Origin of the sequence: Xanthomonas sp. WHRI 10204, assembly GCF_040202875.1 — a bacterium.
GTDB lineage: Bacteria > Pseudomonadota > Gammaproteobacteria > Xanthomonadales > Xanthomonadaceae > Xanthomonas.
The window spans coordinates 174,620-195,960 of sequence record NZ_JBEGDW010000005.1; the positions used below are offsets into that span (position 1 = coordinate 174,620).

Annotated in this window: 15 protein-coding genes and 2 other RNA genes; 12 read left to right on the forward strand and 5 right to left on the reverse strand. The window is 64.6% G+C overall.

Annotation, left to right across the window (positions count from 1 at the left end; all coding sequences use genetic code 11):
• Positions 1-46 precede the first annotated feature (46 nt).
• From ABQZ00_RS23065 to ABQZ00_RS23085, 5 genes are all read left to right on the forward strand, one after another.
• Positions 47-427, forward strand: a complete 381-nt coding sequence (locus ABQZ00_RS23065; protein ID WP_055852636.1) for an I78 family peptidase inhibitor — start codon at positions 47-49, stop codon at positions 425-427.
• Positions 428-488: 61 nt separating this feature from the next.
• Positions 489-565: non-coding RNA, sX9 sRNA (locus ABQZ00_RS23070), on the forward strand.
• A 210-nt stretch (positions 566-775) separates the two neighbouring features.
• Positions 776-5,248, forward strand: a complete 4,473-nt coding sequence (gene gltB / locus ABQZ00_RS23075) for a glutamate synthase large subunit (RefSeq protein WP_323539138.1) — start codon at positions 776-778, stop codon at positions 5,246-5,248.
• Between the two features lie 583 nt (positions 5,249-5,831).
• Positions 5,832-7,319, forward strand: coding sequence for a glutamate synthase small subunit GltD family protein (locus ABQZ00_RS23080; RefSeq protein ID WP_115552398.1), 1,488 nt, complete (start codon positions 5,832-5,834; stop codon positions 7,317-7,319).
• A gap of 16 nt (positions 7,320-7,335) precedes the next feature.
• Positions 7,336-7,758 carry a hypothetical protein gene (locus ABQZ00_RS23085; protein ID WP_323539137.1) on the forward strand — a complete coding sequence of 141 codons (423 nt, stop codon included), beginning with the start codon at positions 7,336-7,338 and terminating at the stop codon, positions 7,756-7,758.
• 263 nt (positions 7,759-8,021) lie between these two features.
• Here the strand turns inward: ABQZ00_RS23085 and ABQZ00_RS23090 are convergent, their stop codons facing one another.
• Entirely contained in the window at positions 8,022-9,080 is a 1,059-nt protein-coding gene (locus tag ABQZ00_RS23090) for an NAD(P)-dependent alcohol dehydrogenase (RefSeq protein WP_115514793.1), read from the reverse strand.
• Positions 9,081-9,386: 306 nt separating this feature from the next.
• Here ABQZ00_RS23090 and ABQZ00_RS23095 point away from each other — a divergent pair, with 306 nt between their 5' ends.
• Complete coding sequence (locus ABQZ00_RS23095) at positions 9,387-10,463, forward strand: glycoside hydrolase family 5 protein (protein ID WP_115559387.1); 1,077 nt, start codon at positions 9,387-9,389, stop codon at positions 10,461-10,463.
• Between the two features lie 405 nt (positions 10,464-10,868).
• Here ABQZ00_RS23095 and ABQZ00_RS23100 read toward each other — a convergent pair whose 3' ends face one another.
• A complete protein-coding gene (locus tag ABQZ00_RS23100; RefSeq protein ID WP_323539136.1) occupies positions 10,869-11,078 on the reverse strand; it encodes a hypothetical protein in 210 nt (69 codons plus the stop codon).
• A 54-nt stretch (positions 11,079-11,132) separates the two neighbouring features.
• On the opposite strand from ABQZ00_RS23100, the gene ABQZ00_RS23105 reads away from it, so the two are divergent.
• The 3 genes from ABQZ00_RS23105 (at position 11,133) to ABQZ00_RS23115 (ending at position 14,341) form a co-directional block, all read left to right on the forward strand.
• The gene (locus ABQZ00_RS23105) at positions 11,133-12,182 is read left to right on the forward strand and encodes a glycoside hydrolase family 5 protein (RefSeq protein WP_323539135.1); all 1,050 of its coding nucleotides are present in this window, start codon (positions 11,133-11,135) and stop codon (positions 12,180-12,182) included.
• A 360-nt stretch (positions 12,183-12,542) separates the two neighbouring features.
• On the forward strand, positions 12,543-13,655 hold the full coding sequence (locus ABQZ00_RS23110) for a glycoside hydrolase family 5 protein (RefSeq protein WP_503064316.1): 1,113 nt from the start codon (positions 12,543-12,545) through the stop codon (positions 13,653-13,655).
• Positions 13,656-13,897: 242 nt separating this feature from the next.
• Entirely contained in the window at positions 13,898-14,341 is a 444-nt protein-coding gene (locus ABQZ00_RS23115; protein WP_323539134.1) for a PepSY domain-containing protein, read from the forward strand.
• 280 nt (positions 14,342-14,621) lie between these two features.
• On the opposite strand, the gene ABQZ00_RS23120 is transcribed toward ABQZ00_RS23115, so the two are convergent.
• Positions 14,622-16,448 (reverse strand): M28 family metallopeptidase, encoded by a 1,827-nt coding sequence (locus ABQZ00_RS23120; RefSeq protein ID WP_323539133.1) that lies wholly within the window; start codon positions 16,446-16,448, stop codon positions 14,622-14,624.
• A gap of 55 nt (positions 16,449-16,503) precedes the next feature.
• Positions 16,504-17,160, reverse strand: a complete 657-nt coding sequence (locus ABQZ00_RS23125; RefSeq protein WP_323539132.1) for a DUF4097 family beta strand repeat-containing protein — start codon at positions 17,158-17,160, stop codon at positions 16,504-16,506.
• Between the two features lie 97 nt (positions 17,161-17,257).
• Between ABQZ00_RS23125 and ABQZ00_RS23130 the strand changes: the two genes are divergently transcribed.
• On the forward strand, positions 17,258-18,556 hold the full coding sequence (locus ABQZ00_RS23130) for a murein hydrolase activator EnvC family protein (protein WP_055852602.1): 1,299 nt from the start codon (positions 17,258-17,260) through the stop codon (positions 18,554-18,556).
• Here ABQZ00_RS23130 and ABQZ00_RS23135 read toward each other — a convergent pair.
• Positions 18,553-18,717, reverse strand: coding sequence for a hypothetical protein (locus tag ABQZ00_RS23135; protein WP_323539131.1), 165 nt, complete (start codon positions 18,715-18,717; stop codon positions 18,553-18,555). The genes ABQZ00_RS23130 and ABQZ00_RS23135 overlap by 4 nt on opposite strands.
• A 347-nt stretch (positions 18,718-19,064) precedes the next feature.
• Between ABQZ00_RS23135 and ABQZ00_RS23140 the strand changes: the two genes are divergently transcribed.
• Complete coding sequence (locus ABQZ00_RS23140) at positions 19,065-20,639, forward strand: S41 family peptidase (RefSeq protein ID WP_323539130.1); 1,575 nt, start codon at positions 19,065-19,067, stop codon at positions 20,637-20,639.
• Positions 20,640-21,191: 552 nt separating this feature from the next.
• Positions 21,192-21,267, forward strand: a non-coding RNA gene (locus ABQZ00_RS23145) — sX9 sRNA.
• The last annotated feature ends 74 nt before the right edge of the window (positions 21,268-21,341 follow it).

A 21,341-nucleotide genomic window follows, 5' to 3' on the forward strand; every position in this document is an offset into this window, starting at 1 on the left:
AACTTTGTGCTTATGCTTGGGCATCCCCCCTTTGCTGGAGTCATCGATGCGCGCTGTCCTGCCTATTGCCCGTCTGGCTTGCACCTTGGTCGTGCTGACTGCATTGACTGCCTGCAACAAACCGCAACCCGATGAGCAGGAAGCCGTCGCGGCCAACGCACAACAGGCGGCCGAACAAGCCTCCGCGCCGGTGCCCGATGCAGCACCGGAAGCGCCGCCGATCGGCAGTTGCGACGCCACCCAGGTGCAGTCGCTGGTTGGCCAGCCCATCACCGATGCGGTGGGCGAGCAGGCCCGCAGCGACGCCGGTGCCAAGTCGGTACGGGTGCTCAAGCCCGGCCAGATGGTGACGATGGAATTCAACGGCGAACGGCTCAATGTCGAAGTGGACGCCAAGAACATCATCACCGCGGTGCGGTGCGGCTAAGGGCAGCTAACAAACCGACTGTGCGCACCGCCAGGCGGGCGCGGGCGGTGCTCGGTGCGGCATGGTCCACGCGTACAAGCCAGTTCTGAGCGCGCCGTCCACACCCACCTGACGACTGCTCGCTACGTTTTGTTAGCCACTCTGAGGCTGCGCTGGCGCCTGTCGCCCGACAGGCGTCAAGCCAGCTGGCACAAGGGATTGCGACAGGCCTCGTTGCAGCTGTAACGGTGTATTGCGGCACCGCATCAACTGTGGTCTAGTCGATCATCCGGTGACCTCTTCGAAACGCTCCACGGATCGAGCGGTGCAACGTCGTCGCCGCTCTCCCAAGATCGCAAAGAGGCAGACATGGCCCCCCGCACTCGCCAAGGGCTCAACGACTACGGTCTCTACAACAGCGCGCGCGACGAACGCGACGCCTGTGGTTTTGGCATGGTCGCCCAGCTGGACGACCAACCTTCCCGTTCGCTGGTAGACACCGCGATTGCGGCGCTCTCGCGCATGACCCACCGCGGCGGTGTGGCGGCCGACGGGCTCACCGGCGATGGCTGCGGCCTGCTGATCCGCAAACCCGATGCATTCCTGCGTGGGCTGGCCCGCGATGCCGGCATCCCGCTGGGCACGCGCTATGCGGCCGGTGTGGTGTTCCTGCCGCTGGACGAAGCCGAGGCAGCGCGCTGTCGCACCGAACTGGAAGCGCAGCTGCACACTGCCGGCGTGCAGTTCCGCGGCTGGCGCGTGGTGCCCACCGACGACAGCGTGTGCGGCCAGCTGGCGCGCGACACCCTGCCACGCATCGAACAGGTGTTTGTGGATGCCGGTGCCGAACAGACCGAAGACGGCTTCACCCTGGCGCTGTTTCTGGCGCGCCGCCGCGCCGAGCAGGCGCTGCGCGAGGTGGAGAACTTCTATGTCACCACGCTCTCGCCCAATGGCATCAGCTACAAAGGCATGGTGCTGCCGGACAAGCTGAGCACGTTCTATCCGGATCTGCAGCGCAGCGATCTGTCGTCCAGCGCGATTGTGTTTCACCAGCGCTTTTCCACCAACACGCTGCCGCGCTGGCCGCTGGCGCATCCGTTCCGCCTGCTCGCGCACAACGGCGAGATCAACACCATCGAAGGCAACCGCCGCTGGGCGCAGGCGCGCAGCAAGGTGTGGCAGACCCCGCGCTTCGATATCGCCGAGTTTGATCCGGTGATCTCCATGCACGGTTCGGACTCGCAGAGCCTGGACAACATGCTGGAGCTGCTGATCGCCGGTGGCATGGACCTGCTGCAGGCGCTGCGCATCCTGGTGCCGCCAGCGACCCAGTCGCTGGAGTTCAAGGACGCCGATCTGGCTGCGTTCTACGAGTTCTACGGCCTCAACACCGAGCCGTGGGACGGTCCGGCCGGCATCGTGGCCTGCGACAGCCGCTATGCCGCCTGCATGCTCGACCGCAACGGCCTGCGCCCCGCGCGCTGGATGCTGACCTCCGACCGCCACTTCCTGGTGGCCTCCGAGGCCGGCGTGTGGGAGCTGCCGGCCGAGCGCATCACCCGCAAGGGCAAGCTGGGCCCGGGCGAGATGATGGCGATCGATCTCAAGCGCGGCGACCTGCTCGATTCCGATGCCATCGACCGCATCAACCGGGCGCGTGCGCCGTACAAGCAATGGCTGCAGCAGGGCGTGACCTATCTGCAGACCGAGCTGATCGACCCCTCGCTGGTGGAAGAACCCTTCAGCGAGCAGACCCTGCGCAGCTACCACAAGCTGTTCCAGCTCAGCACCGAGGAAGTGGAGCAGATCCTGCGCCCGCTGGCCGAGACCGAGCAGGAAGCCACCGGCTCGATGGGCGACGACACCCCGATGGCGGTGCTCAGCCGCCAGACCCGGCCGCTGTACGACTACTTCCGCCAGGCGTTCGCGCAGGTCACCAACCCGCCGATCGACCCGCTGCGCGAAGGCATCGCGATGTCGCTCACCACCCAGCTCGGCAAGGAGACCAACATCTTCCATGCCGGTGCGGAGACGGTGAACCACGTCATCCTGAATTCGCCGGTGCTCAGCCAGCGCAAGCTGCGCCAGCTGCTGAAGATGGAGCAGTACGTCGCCCGCAATCGGCTGATCGACCTGTCCTACAGCGTCGAAGAAGGCCTGAAGGCCGGCCTGGAACGCATCTGCCAGGAAGTGGAAGCCGCCGCCCGCGACGGCGCGGTGATGCTGCTGCTGTCCGACCGCTACCCGGTGCCGGACCGGCCGATGGCGCATGCGCTGCTGGCCACCGGTGCGGTGCATCACCACCTGTGCAAGGTGGGCCTGCGCTGTGACGTCAACCTGATCATCGAAACCGGCACCGCGCGCGATGCGCACCACATGGCCTGCCTGCTCGGCTTCGGCGCCACCGCGGTGTACCCGTATCTGGCCTACCAGACCCTGTTCGACCTGGGCAGGCGCGGCATCCTGCAGCTGAGCAAGGGCGGCGAGCAGTCGCAGATCGGCCGCCGCTACCGCAAGGGCATCTACAAGGGCCTGTCCAAGATCATCTCCAAGATGGGCATCTGCACCATCGCCAGTTACCGTGGCGCGCAGCTGTTCGAGATCGTCGGGCTGGACCCGGACGTGGTGGAGCTGTGCTTTGCCGACACCCCCGCACGCATCGGTGGCGTCAATCTGGCGCGGCTGGACACCGAGGCGCGCGAGCTCACCGCACGCGCCTGGAACGACCAGCTCAAGCCGGAAGTCGGCGGCCTGCTCAAGTACGTGCACGGCGGCGAGTACCACATGTACAACCCCGACGTGGTCATGACGCTGCAGCGCGCCACCCGCACCGGCGATGCCGACGACTGGCAAAAATATGTGGACGCGGTGCACTCGCGCCCGGCCTCCACGCTGCGCGATCTGGTCCAGCTCAAGCGTGCCGACACCCCCACCCCGCTGGACGAGGTGGCCCCGGCCGAAGATGTGTTGCGCCGCTTCGACACCGCCGCGATCAGCCTGGGCGCGTTGTCGCCCGAAGCGCACGAAGCGCTGGCCATTGCTATGAACCGCCTGGGCGGGCGCAGCAATTCCGGCGAAGGCGGCGAAGACCCGGCCCGCTATGGCACCGAGAAGCGCTCCAAGATCAAGCAGGTGGCCTCCGGCCGCTTTGGCGTGACCCCGGAATACCTGGTCAACGCCGAAGTACTGCAGATCAAGGTCGCCCAGGGCGCCAAGCCCGGCGAAGGCGGCCAGCTGCCCGGCCACAAGGTCAACGAGCTGATCGCCCGCCTGCGCTATGCCAAGCCCGGCATCGGCCTGATCAGCCCGCCGCCGCATCACGACATCTATTCGATCGAAGACCTGGCCCAGCTGATCTACGACCTCAAGCAGGTCAACCCGACCGCGCTGGTGTCGGTGAAGCTGGTCGCCCATGCCGGCGTCGGCACGATTGCCGCCGGCGTGGTCAAGGCCGGTGCCGATCTGATCACCGTGTCCGGCCATGACGGCGGCACCGGCGCCAGCCCGGTCAGCTCGATCCGCTATGCCGGCGTGCCGTGGGAACTGGGCGTGGCCGAGTCGCACCAGGCGCTGGTGGCCAACGACCTGCGCGAGCGCACCATCCTGCAGACCGATGGTGGCCTGAAGACCGGCCTGGACGTGGTCAAGGCGGCGCTGCTGGGCGCCGACAGCTTCGGCTTCGGCACCGCGCCGATGATCGTGCTGGGCTGCAAATACCTGCGCATCTGTCACCTCAACAACTGCGCCACCGGCGTAGCCACCCAGGACGAGCGCCTGCGTGCGAACTACTTCACCGGTCTGCCGGAGCGCGTGGAGCACTTCTTCCGCCTGCTGGCCGAAGAAGTGCGGCAGTGGTTGTCGTACCTGGGCGTGCGTTCACTGGATGAAATCGTCGGCCGCACCGACCTGCTGGAACAACTGGAGGTCTCCCCGCGCGCAGGCGTCAAGGTCGATCTGTCGCGCCTGCTCACCCATGCGCGCTACGACGGCAGCCATTGCGCCGCCCAACGCCTGTACGAATCGCCGGACAGCCTGGCCACGCAGATGGACGGCCTGCTCGCCGATGCCATCGCCAACAAGACCGGCGGCGACCATCGCTTCTTGATTCACAACACCGACCGTTCGATCGGTGCGCGCCTGTCCGGCACCATCGCGCGCGCGCACGGCAACCACGGCATGAGCGATGCGCCGTTGAACCTGCGCTTCCGCGGCACCGCCGGGCAGAGCTTTGGCGCGTTCAACGCCGGTGGCCTGCAGCTGGAGCTGGAAGGCGAAGCCAACGATTACGTCGGCAAGGGCATGGCCGGCGGCCGGCTGGTGGTGCGTCCGCCGCGTGGCGCGCGCTTCGAGGCGCGCAGCACCCCGATCGTCGGCAACACCTGCCTGTACGGCGCCACCGGCGGCGAGCTGTTCGCCGCAGGCCGCGCCGGCGAGCGCTTTGCGGTGCGTAACTCCGGCGCGCTGGCGGTGGTGGAAGGCGCCGGCGACCATTGCTGCGAATACATGACCGACGGCGTGGTGCTGGTGCTGGGCAAGGTAGGCCTGAACTTCGGCGCCGGCTTCACCGGTGGCCTGGCCTACGTGCTGGATATCGAACGCGACTTCGTGGACCGCTACAACCACGAGCTGATCGACATCCACCGCGTCTCCGCCGAGGGCTTCGAGAACCACCGCCAGCATCTGCATACCCTGATCAGCCGCCACCGCGAGCTGACCGGCAGCATCTGGGCGCAGCAGATCCTGGACGAGTTCCGCGACTACATCGGCAAGTTCTGGCTGGTCAAACCCAAAGCAGCCAGCATCGAGTCGCTGACCGAGTCGCTGCGGCGCGCCGCCTGAGTTTTTGCTCGCCTTCTCCCGTACGCGGGAGAGGGGGTGGGGGTGAGGGCAGTGGCCTGCAACCCTCATCCGCCCCTTCGGGGCACCTTCTCCCGCACACGGGAGAAGGACGCCTGCAATCGCAATGCTGACAGCACATCGTCAGAGTCATCGCAGCACTCTCCTCTCCCGCCTGCGGGAGAGGGGTCGGGGGGTGAGGGCTTATGGCCCGCAACCCTCATCCGCCCCTTCGGGGCACCTTCTCCCGCACACGGGAGAAGGACGCACGCAATCGCAATGCTGACAGCGCATCGTCAGAGTCATCGCAGTACTCCCCTCTCCCGCCCGCGGGAGAGGGGTCGGGGGTGAGGGCTCAGGCCCGCAACCCTCATCCGCCCCTTCGGGGCACCTTCTCCCGTACACGGGAGAAGGACGCACGCAATCGCAATGCTGACAACACATCGTCAGAGTCATCGCAGCACTCCCCTCTCCCGCCTGCGGGAGAGGGGTCGGGGGTGAGGGCACAGGCCCCGCCGACCCTTATCCGCCCCTTAGGGCACCTTCTCCCTTACACGGAAGAAGGGAATCAGCCACGGATTTTCTTATGAGCCGCAAGCAAGCCTTCCAATTCCTCGACCTGCCGCGGACCATGCCCACCCGCATCCCGGTGGAACTGCGCACGTCCGGCGACTGGGGCGAGTTGTACGGCAAGTTCGACAAGGCCGACGCGCAGTACCAGTCCGGCCGCTGCCTGGACTGCGGCAACCCGTACTGCAGCTGGAAGTGCCCGGTGCACAACGCCATCCCGCAATGGCTGCAGCTGGTGCAGGAAAACCGCATCGAAGAAGCCGCCGCGCTGTGCCATTCCACCAACCCGCTGCCGGAAGTGTGCGGGCGCGTGTGTCCGCAAGACCGTCTGTGCGAAGGCAGCTGCACGCTGGAAGAATTCGGTGCGGTCACCATCGGCGCGGTCGAAAAGTACATCGTCGACACCGCCTTCAAGATGGGCTGGCGCCCGGACCTGGGCAACGTGCAGCCCACTGGCTGGCGCGTGGCGGTGATCGGCGCCGGCCCGGCCGGGCTGTCGTGTGCGGACAGGTTGGCGCGCGCCGGTATCGAAGCGGTGGTCTACGACCGCTATGAGCAGATCGGCGGGCTGCTGCAGTTCGGCATCCCCAGCTTCAAGCTGGACAAGTCGGTGATCGGCAAGCGTCGCGAGATCCTCGAAGGCATGGGCGTGCAATTCCGCCTGGGCGTGGAGATCGGCAAGGACGTCAGCATCGAGCAGTTGCTGGGCGAATACGATGCCGTGTTCCTGGGCACCGGCGCCTACCGCTACACCGATGGCGGCCTGCCCGGGCAGGACCTGAAGAATGTGCTGCCGGCGCTGCCGTTCCTGGTGCAGAACAGCCGCATCGTCAGTGGCAACGACCCGCACGGCCGCCCGATCGCCGGCTGGGAAGACCAGATGGCCCTGCCCGACCTCAACGGCAAGCGCGTGGTGGTGCTGGGCGGCGGCGACACCGGCATGGACTGCGTGCGTAGCGCCATCCGCCTGGGCGCGGCCAAGGTCACCTGCGCCTACCGCCGCGACGAAGCCAGCATGCCCGGCTCGGCGCGCGAAGTGGCCAATGCGCGCGAAGAAGGCGTGCGCTTCCTGTTCAACCGCCAGCCGCTGTCGATCGAATCCGGCGCCGACGACGAAGCCATAGGCGTCACCGTCGTGGAAACCAGACTCGGCGAACCCGATGCCAACGGGCGCCGCAATGCGGTGCCGGTGGAAGACAGCGAATCGCTGCTGGAAGCGGACGTGGTCATCATCGCCTTCGGCTTCTCCCCGACCCTGCCCGACTGGCTCGCCTCGCAAGGCGTGGAAGCCGGCAGCAACGGCCGCATCGTCGCTCCGGCCGATACCAACAACGGAGACCGCCTGCCCTACCAGACCACCAACCCGCGCCTGTTCGCCGGTGGCGACTGCGTGCGCGGCGCCGACCTGGTGGTGACGGCCGTGGCCGAAGGCCGCGATGCGGCAGCAAGCATCGTGCAGCTACTGGGCGTCAAAGCGCAGGTCAAGGAGCCGGCTGCGGCGTGATCATTGAGGTATTGCAGTGAGCCTTTCGACATTCTCGGCAGAAGAGATTGCAGGCAATCAGTTGCTTGCAGCAATTCGGCTATGGCAAACGAAAGATTATTTATCCTCGCTCACGCTTGCCGGCGCTGCAGAAGAAATTCTGGGTAAGCGCCTTCGCAAGCTCAATCAAGATCCTTCATTCGATCAGTTGCGTAGCCTCGTCGTGGCCGTCGCCCGCTCGGAAGGTGAAACCAATCCGGATCTAGAGAAGATCACTGGTAACATGCTCAACAACACCCGCAATACGCTCAAACATTATTGTGGAGATGACTCGCTCACGTTTGATCTCCGTTCTGATTGCCTTGAAATGCTTAAGCGTGCAATTGCGAACTATGAAGCTCTAACGGGTACATTTCTAGCTGAGGCAATGCTTGTGTGGGAGAGCGAGCGTGAGAACTAAGAACTTATTCAAGTATTAGCTCGCAAGAAAACCCAAATAGCGACTTGCAGTGGATTTGGCATCGCTCAGAAAATATCTACGCTTTCAGTAAACTCGGCTATATGTCCGCGCAATGGCCGCAATCCAACAGGCTCCAGTACGATCGCCTGTTGCTCAACAATTTAGATATGGTGGTCGTTCGTTTATTTATTGGCGAAGCACTGATAACGCTTGCGCCGAAGAACGACGCAAACGCTAGCATTAGAACCTAACGCAACAACCAATCAGGCCGCCTTATCCAGCGTAGCCATGTCGATCACGAAGCGGTACTTCACGTCGCTCTTGAGCATGCGCTCGTAGGCCTCGTTGATCTGGTCGGCGCGGATGGTTTCGATGTCCGAGACGATGTTGTGCTTGGCGCAGAAGTCCAGCATTTCCTGGGTCTGGCGGATGCCGCCGATCAGCGAGCCGGCCAGGGTGCGGCGCTTCATCACCAGGTTGAACACGGCCGGCGACGGGTGCGATTCCTCGGGCACGCCCACCAGCACCATGGCGCCGTCGCGCTTGAGCGCATTGATGAATGGGTCCAGGTTATGCGGGGCGGCCACGGTGTTGAGAATGAAATCCAGGGTGTTGTATTGCGCCGCCATCTGCGCCTCGTCCTTGGAGATCACCACTTCGCTGGCGCCCAGGCGCATCGCATCGGCGCGCTTGTTCTCTGAGGTGGTGAACAGCACCACGGTGGCGCCCATCGCCTTGGCGATCTTCACGCCCATGTGGCCCAGGCCACCCAGGCCGACCACACCCACCTTCTGCCCCGGGCCCACCTTCCAGTGCGCCAGCGGCGAATAGGTGGTGATGCCGGCGCACAGCAGCGGCGCCACGGCAGCCAGGTTGTCGGTGTGCGAGATGCGCAGCACGTACTTCTGGTCGACCACGATATGGTCGGAGTAACCGCCGTAGGTGTTCTCGCCGCCGCCGAACATCGGGCCGTTGTAGGTGCCGGTGAAGCCGGCTTCGCAGTACTGCTCCTCGCCTTCCTGGCAGGAGGCGCAGCTGCGGCAGCTGTCGACCATGCAACCAACCCCAGCCAGGTCGCCGACCTTGAAGCCGGTGACGGCGCTACCGACGGCGGTCACACGGCCGACGATCTCGTGGCCCGGTACCGCCGGATACCGCGTGTTGTGCCACTCATTGCGTGCGGTATGCAGGTCCGAGTGACACACGCCGCAATAGGCGATGTCGATCTGCACATCGTCAGGGCCGGGCGCGCGGCGTTCGAACGCGAACGGGGCAAGCGGCTGGTCGGCGGCTTGGGCGGCAAAGGCGTGGGCTTGGCTCATGGGAGGCTCCGGGCGTGATGTCATTCGCATATGCGAACAACAGAAGAAAATGGAAGCGGTAGCTTAAGACAGGGGCCCGTCGCGCTCCTGCGACAGTGCGTCTTGTGTGTCGTGTTGCGGACGCTACCGGAGCAGCATCATGCGCTGCGCAGGTGTTCGATCCCGATCAAATCCATGTTGCACGGCGTGAATGGGGCGCTAACGCCTGAGCTTCTAGGCTCATCAGATACCCGATCGCCCTGCACCATCCCAGCTGGCCGTGCCCTCCCCCCGCGGCCACCCACGTCGATGCCGAAGGAGGCTTCCATGTTCCGCGCTCCCAAAAAATTCCCCAGTCTGCGTAGCGCTGCGCTCGCACTGACCTTGCTCGCAGCAATGCCGCTGGCGCACGCCAAAGAGCCCAATGGTCCGAAGAAGGAGTCCACTGGCCTGAAGTATGTCGGCGTCAATCTGTCCGGCGCCGAGTTCAACTCACGCAAGAAGCCCGGCACCTTGTTCAAGGACTACACCTACCCGGCCGCCTCGGATTTCAGCTATTTCGCCGGCAAGGGCATGAATACGATCCGCCTGCCGTTTCTGTGGGAGCGTCTGCAACCCGAACTCAACGGCGAGCTGGATGCAGCGCAGTTGGGGCTGATCAAGAAATCGCTCGAAGCGGCCAAGGCGAACAAACAGTTCCTGATCCTGGATCTGCACAACTACGCCAAATACAACGGCAAGCGCATCGGCACCGACGAGGTGCCCCCTGCCGCACTGGCCGATCTGTGGCGCCGGCTGGCGCTGGAGTTCAAGGACGACAAGGCGGTGATCTTCGGGCTGATGAATGAGCCCAACGGCATCTCCGCAACCGACTGGGCCACGGCTGCGCAAGGCGCGATCAACACGATCCGCAAGACCGGCGCTCGCAACCTGATCCTGGTGCCGGGCACCGCGTATACCGGCGCGCACAGCTGGCGCAGCAGCAGCTACGGCGTCTCCAACGCCAAGGCGCTGGCCATCCTCAAGGACCCCGGCAACAACCTGGCCTTCGAAGCGCACCAGTATCTGGACAACGACTACAGCGGCACCAAGCCGCAATGCACCAGCGACAGCGTGGGCGAAGAAAAGCTGCGCGGCTTTACCGACTGGCTGCGCGAGAACAAGCAGAAGGGCTTTCTGGGCGAATTCGGCACCGCCAACAATCCGGTCTGCGACAAGGCGCTGGAAGGCATGCTGACCTACATGGAAAAGAACAGCGACGTGTGGCTGGGCTGGACCTGGTGGGCCGCGGGCGCCTGGTGGAAACCGGACTACTTTTTCACCGTGCAACCAGGCAAGGACGGCAGCGACAAGCCGCAGATCAGGATTCTGAGCAAGTACGCACGCCGCGCGGGCAAGCACTGACGGCAGCGATCTAAATCAATAAGACGCGGGCGACGCTGGTAGGTCGCCCGTTTTTTTTGCGTCGCAGTGCAGTGCCCACGGTTACCGCTGGATATCGGGCGGGACTGCGGCTGATTGATGACAGCCATGCGGTGGATGAACATTGGCGCGATATGGACCTCGCCACGCCGCTGCTGCAGGTCCGGTTTCGGTGGATGCAGCTGCCGTCGTCGCCGAGAGCGTTGTCTCGAAGATGGATCCATCGCCATCGACCACGATCATGGCAGTGGATCGCGCGCTAGCCGCGCAAGGCACAATCGCCCTACTCCGTGCTACGCAATTGCAGTGCTCGACGCATGCAGGCACGTCTGCGTCCGCGCGTTGCGTCATGCGTGTCCGTGCACGCCAGCATTGGCGCGGTCGCTGTCATCGCATCAACGCCGATGCATTGATGCGACCAATACCATTGCGAAGTTGCAGCAGAGCCGCTGATTCAAGGCATTCTCGCAACACGCGCAGTGCATCGACAAAAACAGCTTGCAACTGCGAAGCACCGCACAGCTTGATGCAGTGATACCTCGCATCCGTAGTTGCGCGCGGCAGATACGCATAGGCTGAGGTCGATGCGTTGTGCATGCGAACAACTGCGATGCAACGCATCTCCCCCCGTAGATGCTTCAGGAGTTCCCCATGTCCCCCTCCCCCATCTGGCCACGCCAGCTGCTGTGCTGTGCGCTGGCCGTGCTGTTGCTGGCGGCGCTTCCGCGTGCGCAGGCACAAAGCGGTGCGTTGCGTCTTGCAGGTATCAATCTGTCCGGCGCAGAAATCGCCTCGGCAAAACGCCCCGGCGTCGTCAATGTCGATTATCGCTATCCCACTCCCGGCGAATACCAGCACTTCGCCAACACCGGCATGAACGTAGTACGCCTGCCCGTTTTGTGGGAGCGGCTGCAGCCGAAGCCACAAGGCCCACTGGACCCCGCACAACTTGCACTGATCCGGCAGGCCGTGACCAACGCCAAGGCAGCGAACATGGTGTTGATCGTAGATATCCACAACTACGCCAAATACTACGGGCAGAAGATCGGCACCCCGCGCGTGCCGATCAGCACCTTCACCGATGTGTGGAAGCGGTTGGCGGTGGCCTTCAAGAACGATAACGCGGTGATCTTCGGGCTGATGAACGAGCCCTACGACATTGCGCCGCAGAATTGGGCCGCCGCCGCACAGGCAGCGATCGACGGTATCCGCGCTACCGGCGCCAACAACCTCATCCTGGTACCCGGCGCACTGTGGTCCGGAGCACACAGTTGGTATTCCACCATCGCCGGGCAATCCAACGCAGTTGCGCTGGCCTCTCTCCGCGACCCGCTCAACCGGTACGCCATCGAGGTGCACCAATATCTGGATACCGATTCCAGCGGCACCAGTGCCGGTTGTGTGAGCGCTACCATCGGTGCCGAACGCTTGCGCAGCTTTACCGGTTGGTTGCGTACCCAGCGCAAGCGTGGATTCTTGGGCGAATTTGGCGCCTCAACCAACCCCACCTGCATGCGCGCGCTGGATGGCATGCTGCGGTATCTGGAGGCAAACCGCGATGTCTGGCTGGGTTCCAGCGCCTGGGCCGCCGGCGCCTGGTGGCGTGGCGATTACCCCTTTACGTTGCAGCCCGATCGTAACGGACGCGACAAACCGCAGCTGTCCATCCTGAGTGCGCACGCACGTCGCATCGCGCGCTGATTCAACCCTGCGTGCTTTACCAGCGGTGCCGTTTTCGTAACGGCACCGCTTTTGTGGATATCGGAAATGACCGCGCCACCGAGATGGCGCCATGCAACTGGCACATTGCCAAATTCCGCCAGCATCTCGGCACATACCCGTGCGTATCGCGAGAATCACGGCACTTTAGTGATAACCGATATGCACGCATAAACGTGCTCTTCCATATTAAGTGCGCAGTGGTTCGCACTTCCTGGCGTATTCATTGATTTACCGCTCTTTGGCACACGTGATGCATCGCAACACGCAGATGCAGCGCACCTTGCGCCGATCGCACGCCATTGGGGCGGCGACGCATCTTACCCGCCCAGGAGTTGCTTCATGTCACGTCCATCTTTTCCACTACGCCACCTTGCTGCGTGCGCCCTGTGTTTCATGTTGCTTGTCGGGACGTCGTGCGCGTACGCGCAGACACGCGCACTGACGTATGCCGGCGTCAATTTATCCGGTGCCGAATTTGCGTCATCCAAAAAACCCGGCGTGCTCAATAAAGACTATATGTACGCCTCGGCCAACGATTACAGTTATTTCGCCGGCGTCGGAATGAATACGATCCGCTTGCCGATCTTGTGGGAGCGTCTGCAACCCAGCGCGCGCGGCGAGCTGGATCCGGTGCAGCTGGCGCTGGTGCAACAGGCGGTGGCGCGTGCCAAGGCCTCGGGCATGTATCTGGTCATCGATATCCACAATTACGCCAAATACTACGGTTACAGGATCGGCGGACCGGAAGTGCCGGTGGCCACCTTTACCGATCTATGGCGCCGTCTTGCAGTGGCATTCAATGGCGACAACGCGGTGATCTTCGGGCTGATGAACGAGCCCAACAACATCTCGTCCAGCGAATGGGCCGGCACTGCGCAAGCGGCCATCGATGCGATTCGCAGGACCGGTGCCAATAATCTGATCCTGGTGCCCGGCGCCTTGTGGACAGGTGCGCACAGCTGGTATTCGCCCACCAGTGATGGCTACTCCAACGCCACTGCGCTGGCGGCCATCAATGACCCGCTCAACCGGTACGCATTCGAAGTGCATCAGTATCTGGACGCCGATTCCAGCGGCACCAGCAGCGTCTGCGTCAGCTCCACGATCGGCGCCGAGCGTTTGCGCAATTTCACCGAATGGCTGCGCACCAATCGCAAACGTGGCTTTCTGGCCGAATTCGGTACTGCCAACAACCCTGTCTGCAATGAGGCGCTGCAAGGCATGCTCGGCTACATGGAAAGCAATGCGGACGTGTGGCTGGGTTGGACGTGGTGGGCGGCAGGTTCGTGGTGGAATCTCTCCTACGCCTACAACGTGCATCCGAACAAGGACGGCACCGACAAACCGCAGATGACGATCCTCTCGCCGCAGGCCGCAAGCGCAACCCGTGCACCCGGCACCGCCGCTGCACGTGTAGCCGCACCTGCACCTGCAGCGCGCACCACGCGCTGAACACACGACACGACAAGCCGCCGCAAGGCGGCTTTTTTATTGGATGACTTGAACATCGTGGTCGACATCTGCAATGCAATGCCTGCGCACCGGAATCAAAATGTAAATCCAACGTGCAGAAGCGATGAAGAGCGATCACCACTTTCAGTTAACTGAATTTCTCTAACTGGATTTTCCATGTTTTCACCCAGCCACGATCCCAAGGCGGCGAGCATGGCGGCACTTCACAGCAGGAGCCTCTCATGGCACATCGCATGATGACCACCGCATTGATCGGCGCGCTGACGCTTGTTTCGCAGGGTGCGTTTGCGCAGGACGCCGCCAAGCCCGCCAAGGCGCTCACCTCCAACGAGGTGACCAGCATGTTGACCGCCAAGGGCTACACCAAGGTGCACGACGTCAAATTCGAGCATGGCGTGTGGACCGCCGATGCCCGCAGCGGCGATGGCAAGGATGTGGATGTCCACATCGATCCGGTCACGGGGCGCGTCTATGGCGACCAGACCGCATCGCGACTGAGCGAAGCCGACGTCCGCGCGGCGCTGTCCACTGGCGGCTACGCAGACGTGCACGATCTCAAGTTCAAGGATGGCCTGTGGAAGGCCGACGCAAAGCACAACGGGCAGAAGGTCGAGTTGCACGTGGATCCCGACGATGGGCATGTGGTCAGCGTCGACAACGATTGAGTGTGCTTGAACGCGTGTACGTCGGGCGGGCTGGGCAGTGCGCTGGTTGAAGTGCACAGTGAGCAGCCGTTGCAGCCGGCATCGAATTTGATGCGACATTTAGCGGCGTCGCGGGGTCTGCTGGCCAACGCGCTGTCGCCACCCACGAAACACGACTAAAAACGGAGGGCCTCCAATTGGAGGCCCTTTGTCTTGCACGCAACTCGCTTCAGCTGCCAGCGCCGGCACGACAGCGCAGGCAGCATCCCTCACCGCACGAACAGCGAGCTCCTTGCACGCCTCACCGCGCAGGCGCGGCGTTCTTTGCATCCGCCTCCTTGGCGTTGCTTGGCTTGGCATTCTTCGGATCGGCGTTGCCTGCGACCGGCTGCGCTGCCGCGGCGCCAGCGCCCGGCTTGCCGGCCAGCATGCGGTCGCGCGCGGCCTTGAACGGATTGCCGGGGTACCAGTTGGGCCAACGGTCGCCCGCGGCCACGTCCTTGCCGACGCCATACACCGCTTGCAGATCTTCGATGGTGCCGTCGAGCTTCCAGGTGGCCGCATCGTACTCATCGCCGGGCGCGTGATAGCGATTGCGGCCGTAATCCTGGGCGGCCGCACGTCCGGCTGCGGTGCCACCGTCGCGCAGGTCTTCGCCGCCATCGGCATACAGCGCCGGCACGCCGGCCTTGGCGAAGTTGAAGTGGTCCGAGCGGAAGTACGAGCCGCTTTCCGGCGTGGCCTCAGCGTGCAGCGTGCGGCCCTGCATCGCGGCGATCGGTTTGAGGATGTCTTCCAGTTCCGAGCTACCCATGCCCACCACGGTGACATCGCGTGCGCGCCCGGCCACCGACATCGCGTCCAGGTTGATCACCGCAGCGATCTTGTCCAACGGGAAGCTCGGGTTGGCCACGTAATACTTGGACCCGAGCAAGCCGGATTCTTCCAGCGTCACCGCCACGAACACCACCGAGCGCGCCGGCTTGGGGTCCTGATGCGCAAAGGCATCGGCGATTTCCAGAATGCCGGCCACGCCGGTGGCGTTGTCCACCGCGCCGTTGTAGATGTTGTCTCCGGTTTCGCCCGGATGCTTGCCCAGGTGATCCCAGTGCGCCATGTACAGCACCGCCTCATCGGCGTGGCTGCTGCCGGGCAGCACACCGACCACGTTGCGCGAGGTCTTTTCGGCGATGCTGCTCTTCAGATCTACCGACCAATTGGCCTTCAACGGCACCGGCTTGAAGCCGCGCTTGCTCGCGTCCTTGTAGGCCTGTGCCAGGTCCAGCCCGGCGTTGGCGAACAATTGCTTGGCGGTGTCGGCGCTGATCCAGCCCTGCACCGGCAGGCGCGGGTCCGGGTCGTCCTTGGCAGGCAGATCGTATTGCGGGCCGGACCAGGAGTTTTTGACCACGTCCCAGCCGTAACTGGCGCCGGGCGTGTCGTGCACGATCAACGCCGCCGCTGCGCCCTTGCGCGCGGCCTCTTCGAATTTATAAGTCCAGCGCCCGTAATAGGTCATGCGCTTGCCGTCGAACAACTTGGCATCGCCGGTATGGAAGCCAGGGTCGTTGACGAACATCACCACCGTCTTGCCTTTCCAGTCCTGGCCGGCGTAATCGTTCCATTGCTGCTCGGGCGCATCCACGCCGTAGCCGACGAAGACCAGCTCGCTGTTGTCCAGCTTGACCTCGGGCTGGCCGGTACGCGTGCCCACCACGATGTCGGTGCCGAAGGCGAGGGTGCGGGTCTGCTCGCCGCTGCGCAGGCTGGGGGCGGTGGCCGCGTCGGCGGTGGTTTCCACCATCGGCACCTCCTGGAACCAGCTGTCCCCATTACCCGGCTGCAAGCCGATGCGCTGCATCTGGTCGCGGATATAGGTCACGGTCTTTTCTTCGCCGGGCGTGCCCGGGCCGCGTCCTTCGAAGTCGTCCGAGGCCAGCGTCTTGACCAGCTCGGCAAAGTCGCCGGTGCTCAGCTCCGGCGAAAACGCGTGCCGGCTGACCGGTGCGCTGGGCGTGGCATCGGCCGGCGTTTGCGCCGCCGGTGCGGACGGCGCGTCGGTCGATTCGCGTTTGCAACCGGCCAGGGCCAGGGTCGCGGCCAGACACAACAGGATCTTGCGGGGCATCGGAACTCCTCGTGCAACGGAGTCCCGATCTTAGAACGTGCGCGTGGTGAGCGCGTCAGTCCTTGGGCGCCACGTCCGACTCGAAGCTGCGTGCGGTGGCACCGGTGACCGCGCCGATCTTGGCGGTGCGATGCACGTACAGATCCACATCGCGCTCGAAGTTGAGCGGCCCATCGACCACCGCCTTGGGGCCGATCACCACGCGCGGTTTGCGCGAGGGCTTGAAGGAAAAGCTGAAGTTCGGCTTGGTCACCTCGATGCCGCCATGCACATGCGAGCCCACGCCAACGGTGATGTCGCCGTTGACCGTCTCGATGTCCTTGCCGAGCTCGGTTTCGACCAGGCCGATACTGCCGTTGACGGTTTCCACGCCACCGCTGACCTGGCTGCCGCGCTCGACCAACACGCTGCCGTTGACCGTTTCCAGGCCCCCGGAGACGGTGACCTTGCGGCCCAGGGAAATCGCGCCGTTGACCGTGGACACGCTGCCGGTGCGGGCTCCATCGCCGATCGTGATACCGCCGTTGACGGTTTCCACATCCTGGGTCTGCGCACCGGCGCCGATCTCGATGGAGCCGTTGACCGTTTCCAGGCCGCCGTAGGTCTTGCCGGCCTCGGCGCTGATGCGGCCGTTGACCTTGCTGATGCCTTCTTCGGCCCCGGCGGTTGAGCAGGCCAGGGACAATGCCAGGAGAAGATACTGGAGCTTCATGCTGAACCTCGCGCGGTGGCGTCTGTCGTGGGCGTGGCGGCGATCACACCATGCTTGGCTACAATCGCGCACCTGCCTGAAGTCACTGGACCTTTCGTTGCCCCCTTCGCCTGCACCGCTGCCGCGTCTGCCGCTCGTCTCCGCCACCGGCGTCGGGCGCAGCTGGCTGGCCACGACCGCGTTGGTCTGCATGCTGCTCGGCAGCACCGGCGCGGGCGCGCAGAACCAGCGCGAGACCGAGCGCAAACTGCAGCAGCTGCGCGATGAGCTCAAGACCATCAGCGCCGACCGACGCGAGCTGGAAGGCAAGCGCGGCACCGCGGCGCAGCAACTGCGCCAGGCCGACGAAAAGGTTGCCAAGACCTCGCGCGCCCTGAGCGAAACCGAAGCGGCGATGCGTGCACAGGAACAGCATCTGTCCACGCTGCAACAGGACCGCGCGCAATTGCAGCGCGGCCTGCAGAACCAGCGCGTGCAGCTGGCCGCATTGCTGCGCGCCGCCGATCAGGTAGGCCGCAACGCGCCGTTGAAGGTCTTGCTGTCGCAGGACACGGTAGGCGATGCCAACCGCATGCTCGCCGATCACCGCTACGTGCAGAACGCACGCGCGCAGCGGATCCACGCGCTGACCACGCAGCTGGATGCGCTGACCAAGGTGGAACAGGACATCGCCACCCGGCGCCAGGCGCTGGATGCGGCGCGCGCGCAACAAAAGGCGCAGGCCGCCACCTTGCAGAAGGACCGTTCGCAGCAGGCGGCTACCGTGGCGCAGCTGGACGATCGCTACAAACAACGTGCCGAGCGCGAAAAGGCGCTGGGCCAGGATGCCAAGTCGCTGGAGCAACTGCTCGCCAATCTGCGCGCGGCCGCGGCCAAGGCCGAAGCCGAACGCCGCGCGGCTGCAAAGCGCGCGGCCGCCGAAGCCGCCGCACAGGCCAAGCGCGGCAAGACCGATCGCCCGGAGCGTCCGGGCAAGACACCGCCCAAGGTCATCGCCAGCGCACCGGCGCCCAAGGTCGGTGGGCTCAGCTGGCCGGTGGCGGGCAATCTGCTGGCACGCTTCAACGCCACACTGCCCGACGGTCACACCAGCAAGGGCGTGCTGATCGGCGCGCCCAAGGGCAGCACGGTCACCGCCGTGGCCGACGGCACGGTGGTGTTTTCCGACTGGATGACCGGCTACGGCATGATCCTGATCGTGGACCACGGCAACGGCTACATGAGCCTGTACGCGCACAACGACACCTTGCTGCGCGATGCCGGTGCGGCGATCAAGCGCGGCGAAGCGGTGGCCAAGGTCGGCAGTTCGGGCGGGCAGGGCGTGCCGGCGCTGTACTTCGAATTGCGCCGCAATGGGCAGCCGGTCGACCCATCGAGCTGGTTGCAACGGCGCTAGTCGCTGCGTGCGGTGAGCGGGTGCCGACGCGGCGCATCGCGGAGCTCGCAGCCGTGATGCCGGTCGCTGCCGCGGTCGATGATCAGTGTCTGTGCGTCCTCGCAGCGCGCCACGGTCACCGCTGCGGCCAGGCGCTGCTCACCAGCACGTGGCGGCGACATCGCAGCGATGCAGCGCGTTTCGCCGCTGCGGCTTTGCCGGCCACCCCGGCAATGCTTTCATCGCGGCACTGTCCGGCTGCACATCGAAGCAGCGCATGGCGCCGCAGTTGGCGGTTGGCGGCCGGATGCGAGCAGACACCCGTGCGCTGCACGCTCGCCGCACTCGAGTTGCAGATGCCCGGCCGCACCAATGCGTCACACATCCGTGCTTCGGTCGCCAGCCAGCTGGCCGCCACCGAACTGCCCACGCAACACGCGCGTAATTCAACGCGGATTTACCGCTGCTTCGCGCATAATCCGGTCAGCTCCGTCGTGCGGAGCGTCTTATCTCTTTGTCGGAGTGCTTCATGCGCGTAGCCGTCCTGTCCGTTGCCCTGTCGCTGGCCTTGTTCGCGTCGCCTGGTTGGGCGCAGACCGCCCGTCCCGCCGCCGCCCAGGCCGCTGCGGACGATCCGGAAGCCAATGAAGCCGCTGTCTCCAAGGTACCGCTGGACGAAATCCGTCGCTTCGTGGCGGTGTACAACGCGGTCAAGCAGGCCTATGTCGACCCGGTCGAAGACAAAAAGCTGATGCACGCCGCGGTGCGCGGCCTGCTCTCTGACCTGGACCCGCACAGCACCTATTTCGACAAGGAAGATGCCGAAGCCTTCGACGAACAGGCCACCGGTGCCTATGACGGCATCGGCGTGGAGCTGCTGCAGCAGCAGGACAACACGCTCAAGGTGATCGCACCGATCGACGACACCCCGGCGGCGCGCGCCGGCATTCGCGCAGGCGATGTGATCGTGGCCATCGACGGCAAGCCGATCGACGCCAGCAAGGCGATGGAACCGCTGCGCGGCGAATCCGGCAGCAAGGTCACCCTGACCATCGTGCGCGACAAGGCGCCCAAGCCGTTCGATGTGACCCTGCAGCGCCAGACCATTCGCGTGGCCAGCGTGCGCAGCAAGCTGCTGGAGCCGGGCTACGGCTACATCCGCATCAGCACCTTCCAGGCCGATACCGGCGCCGATTTCCAGAAGAACCTCAAGCAGCTGCAGGCCGGCGGGAAACTGCGCGGGCTGGTGCTGGATCTGCGCAGCAACCCGGGCGGTCTGCTGACCTCGGCGGTGCAGGTGGCCGACGATCTGCTCGACAAGGGCAACATCGTCAGCACCCGCGGGCGTATCTCGATCAGCGACGCCAAGTTCGATGCCACCCCGGGCGACCTGCTCGGCGGTGCACCGGTGGTGGTGCTGGTGGACGCCGGCTCGGCCAGCGCCTCCGAAGTGCTGGCCGGTGCGCTGCGCGACAACCAGCGCGCGCGCATCATCGGTAGCCGCACCTTCGGCAAGGGCTCGGTGCAGACCGTGCTGCCGCTGGATAACGGCGACTCGGTCAAGCTCACCACCGCGCGCTATTACACCCCCAGCGGCAAGTCGATCCAGGCCAGCGGCATCGTGCCGGAAGTGATGCTCACTCCCGAACCGCAACCCGGCGATGCCGACGTGCCGGCCAGCCTGGCCGATTTCAGCGAAGCCACCTTGCCGGGCCATCTGCGCGGCGATGCCGAGGGCGAAGAGGGCTATAGCGCCGGCGATGTATTGCCTGGCGATGGCCCGATCACCGCAGCGCTGGCCGAGCTCAAGCAGCCCGGCTCGGCCGCCAAGGCGCAAGCCGCGCTCAAGGCAAAAGCCCAGTCCGCACAGAAGGCGAGGGCGGCCACCAAGGCAGCCTCCGAGCCGAAGCCGGCAGCAGCGCATCCGGCGAGCACCGACAAGGCCAAGCCAACTGACCCAGCCAAGCCGGCAGCGCCTACGGAAAAAACCAAGCCAGCCACCCCGGCTGACCCGGCCAAGCCCGCAGCACCTGCCGACAAGCAGACACCTGCCGAACCGGCCGCGCCTACGGATAAGCCGGCACCGGTCGAACCGACCAAGTAAGCGCAGCCAGCAGGGTGCGAGCGCGGGTCGGCTGGATGATGCCGGCGACGCGCTCGTCACACGCGGCGCGCACGACGATGGTGCGCGCGGCGTGTCCGATCAAGCTTGTCCATGCATTGCATGACGCGCGATGCGTGCTGCGTGCTGCGAATTTGAAGCCGCATCCCTCAGTGACTCCAGTGCAGTGACTCCAGTGCAAAGCACGCGCTGTGCGCGCTCGCGTCGCTATGTCTACGACGAACGTCATTGTCTAAGTCAGTGACAGCACCGATCGCTCGCACGGCGCCGGACGCTGTTCGATCCGGTGATCGCTATAGCGCAGGCAACCTCGCTGCACACCACGCCCAGATCTTCGCGGGTAAACGAATGCCGCGTATGTGCGTCATTCAATCACCCGCTCGCTCAGACATGCGTTGATTGGGCGATCATCGCTCTGTGAGGATCGACCAGTTGCATGGGTTGCCTGCGACATGCAGCGCCGTGTCGGGCGCCGGTTCAGAGCAGCTAACAAAGGGACTGTGCAGCCGCCAGGCGGCAGGTGCTCGGTGCGGCATGTACCACGCGTTCACTCCGGTTCCTCCGCGCCGTCCACGCCCACCTGACGCCTGCTCGCTACGTGTTGTTAGCCGCGCTTCGTCCTACGCAATACAGCGCCTTTGCAAACCCTCAATGCGTTCGCGTGCGTGTCGCTGCGCCATTCGC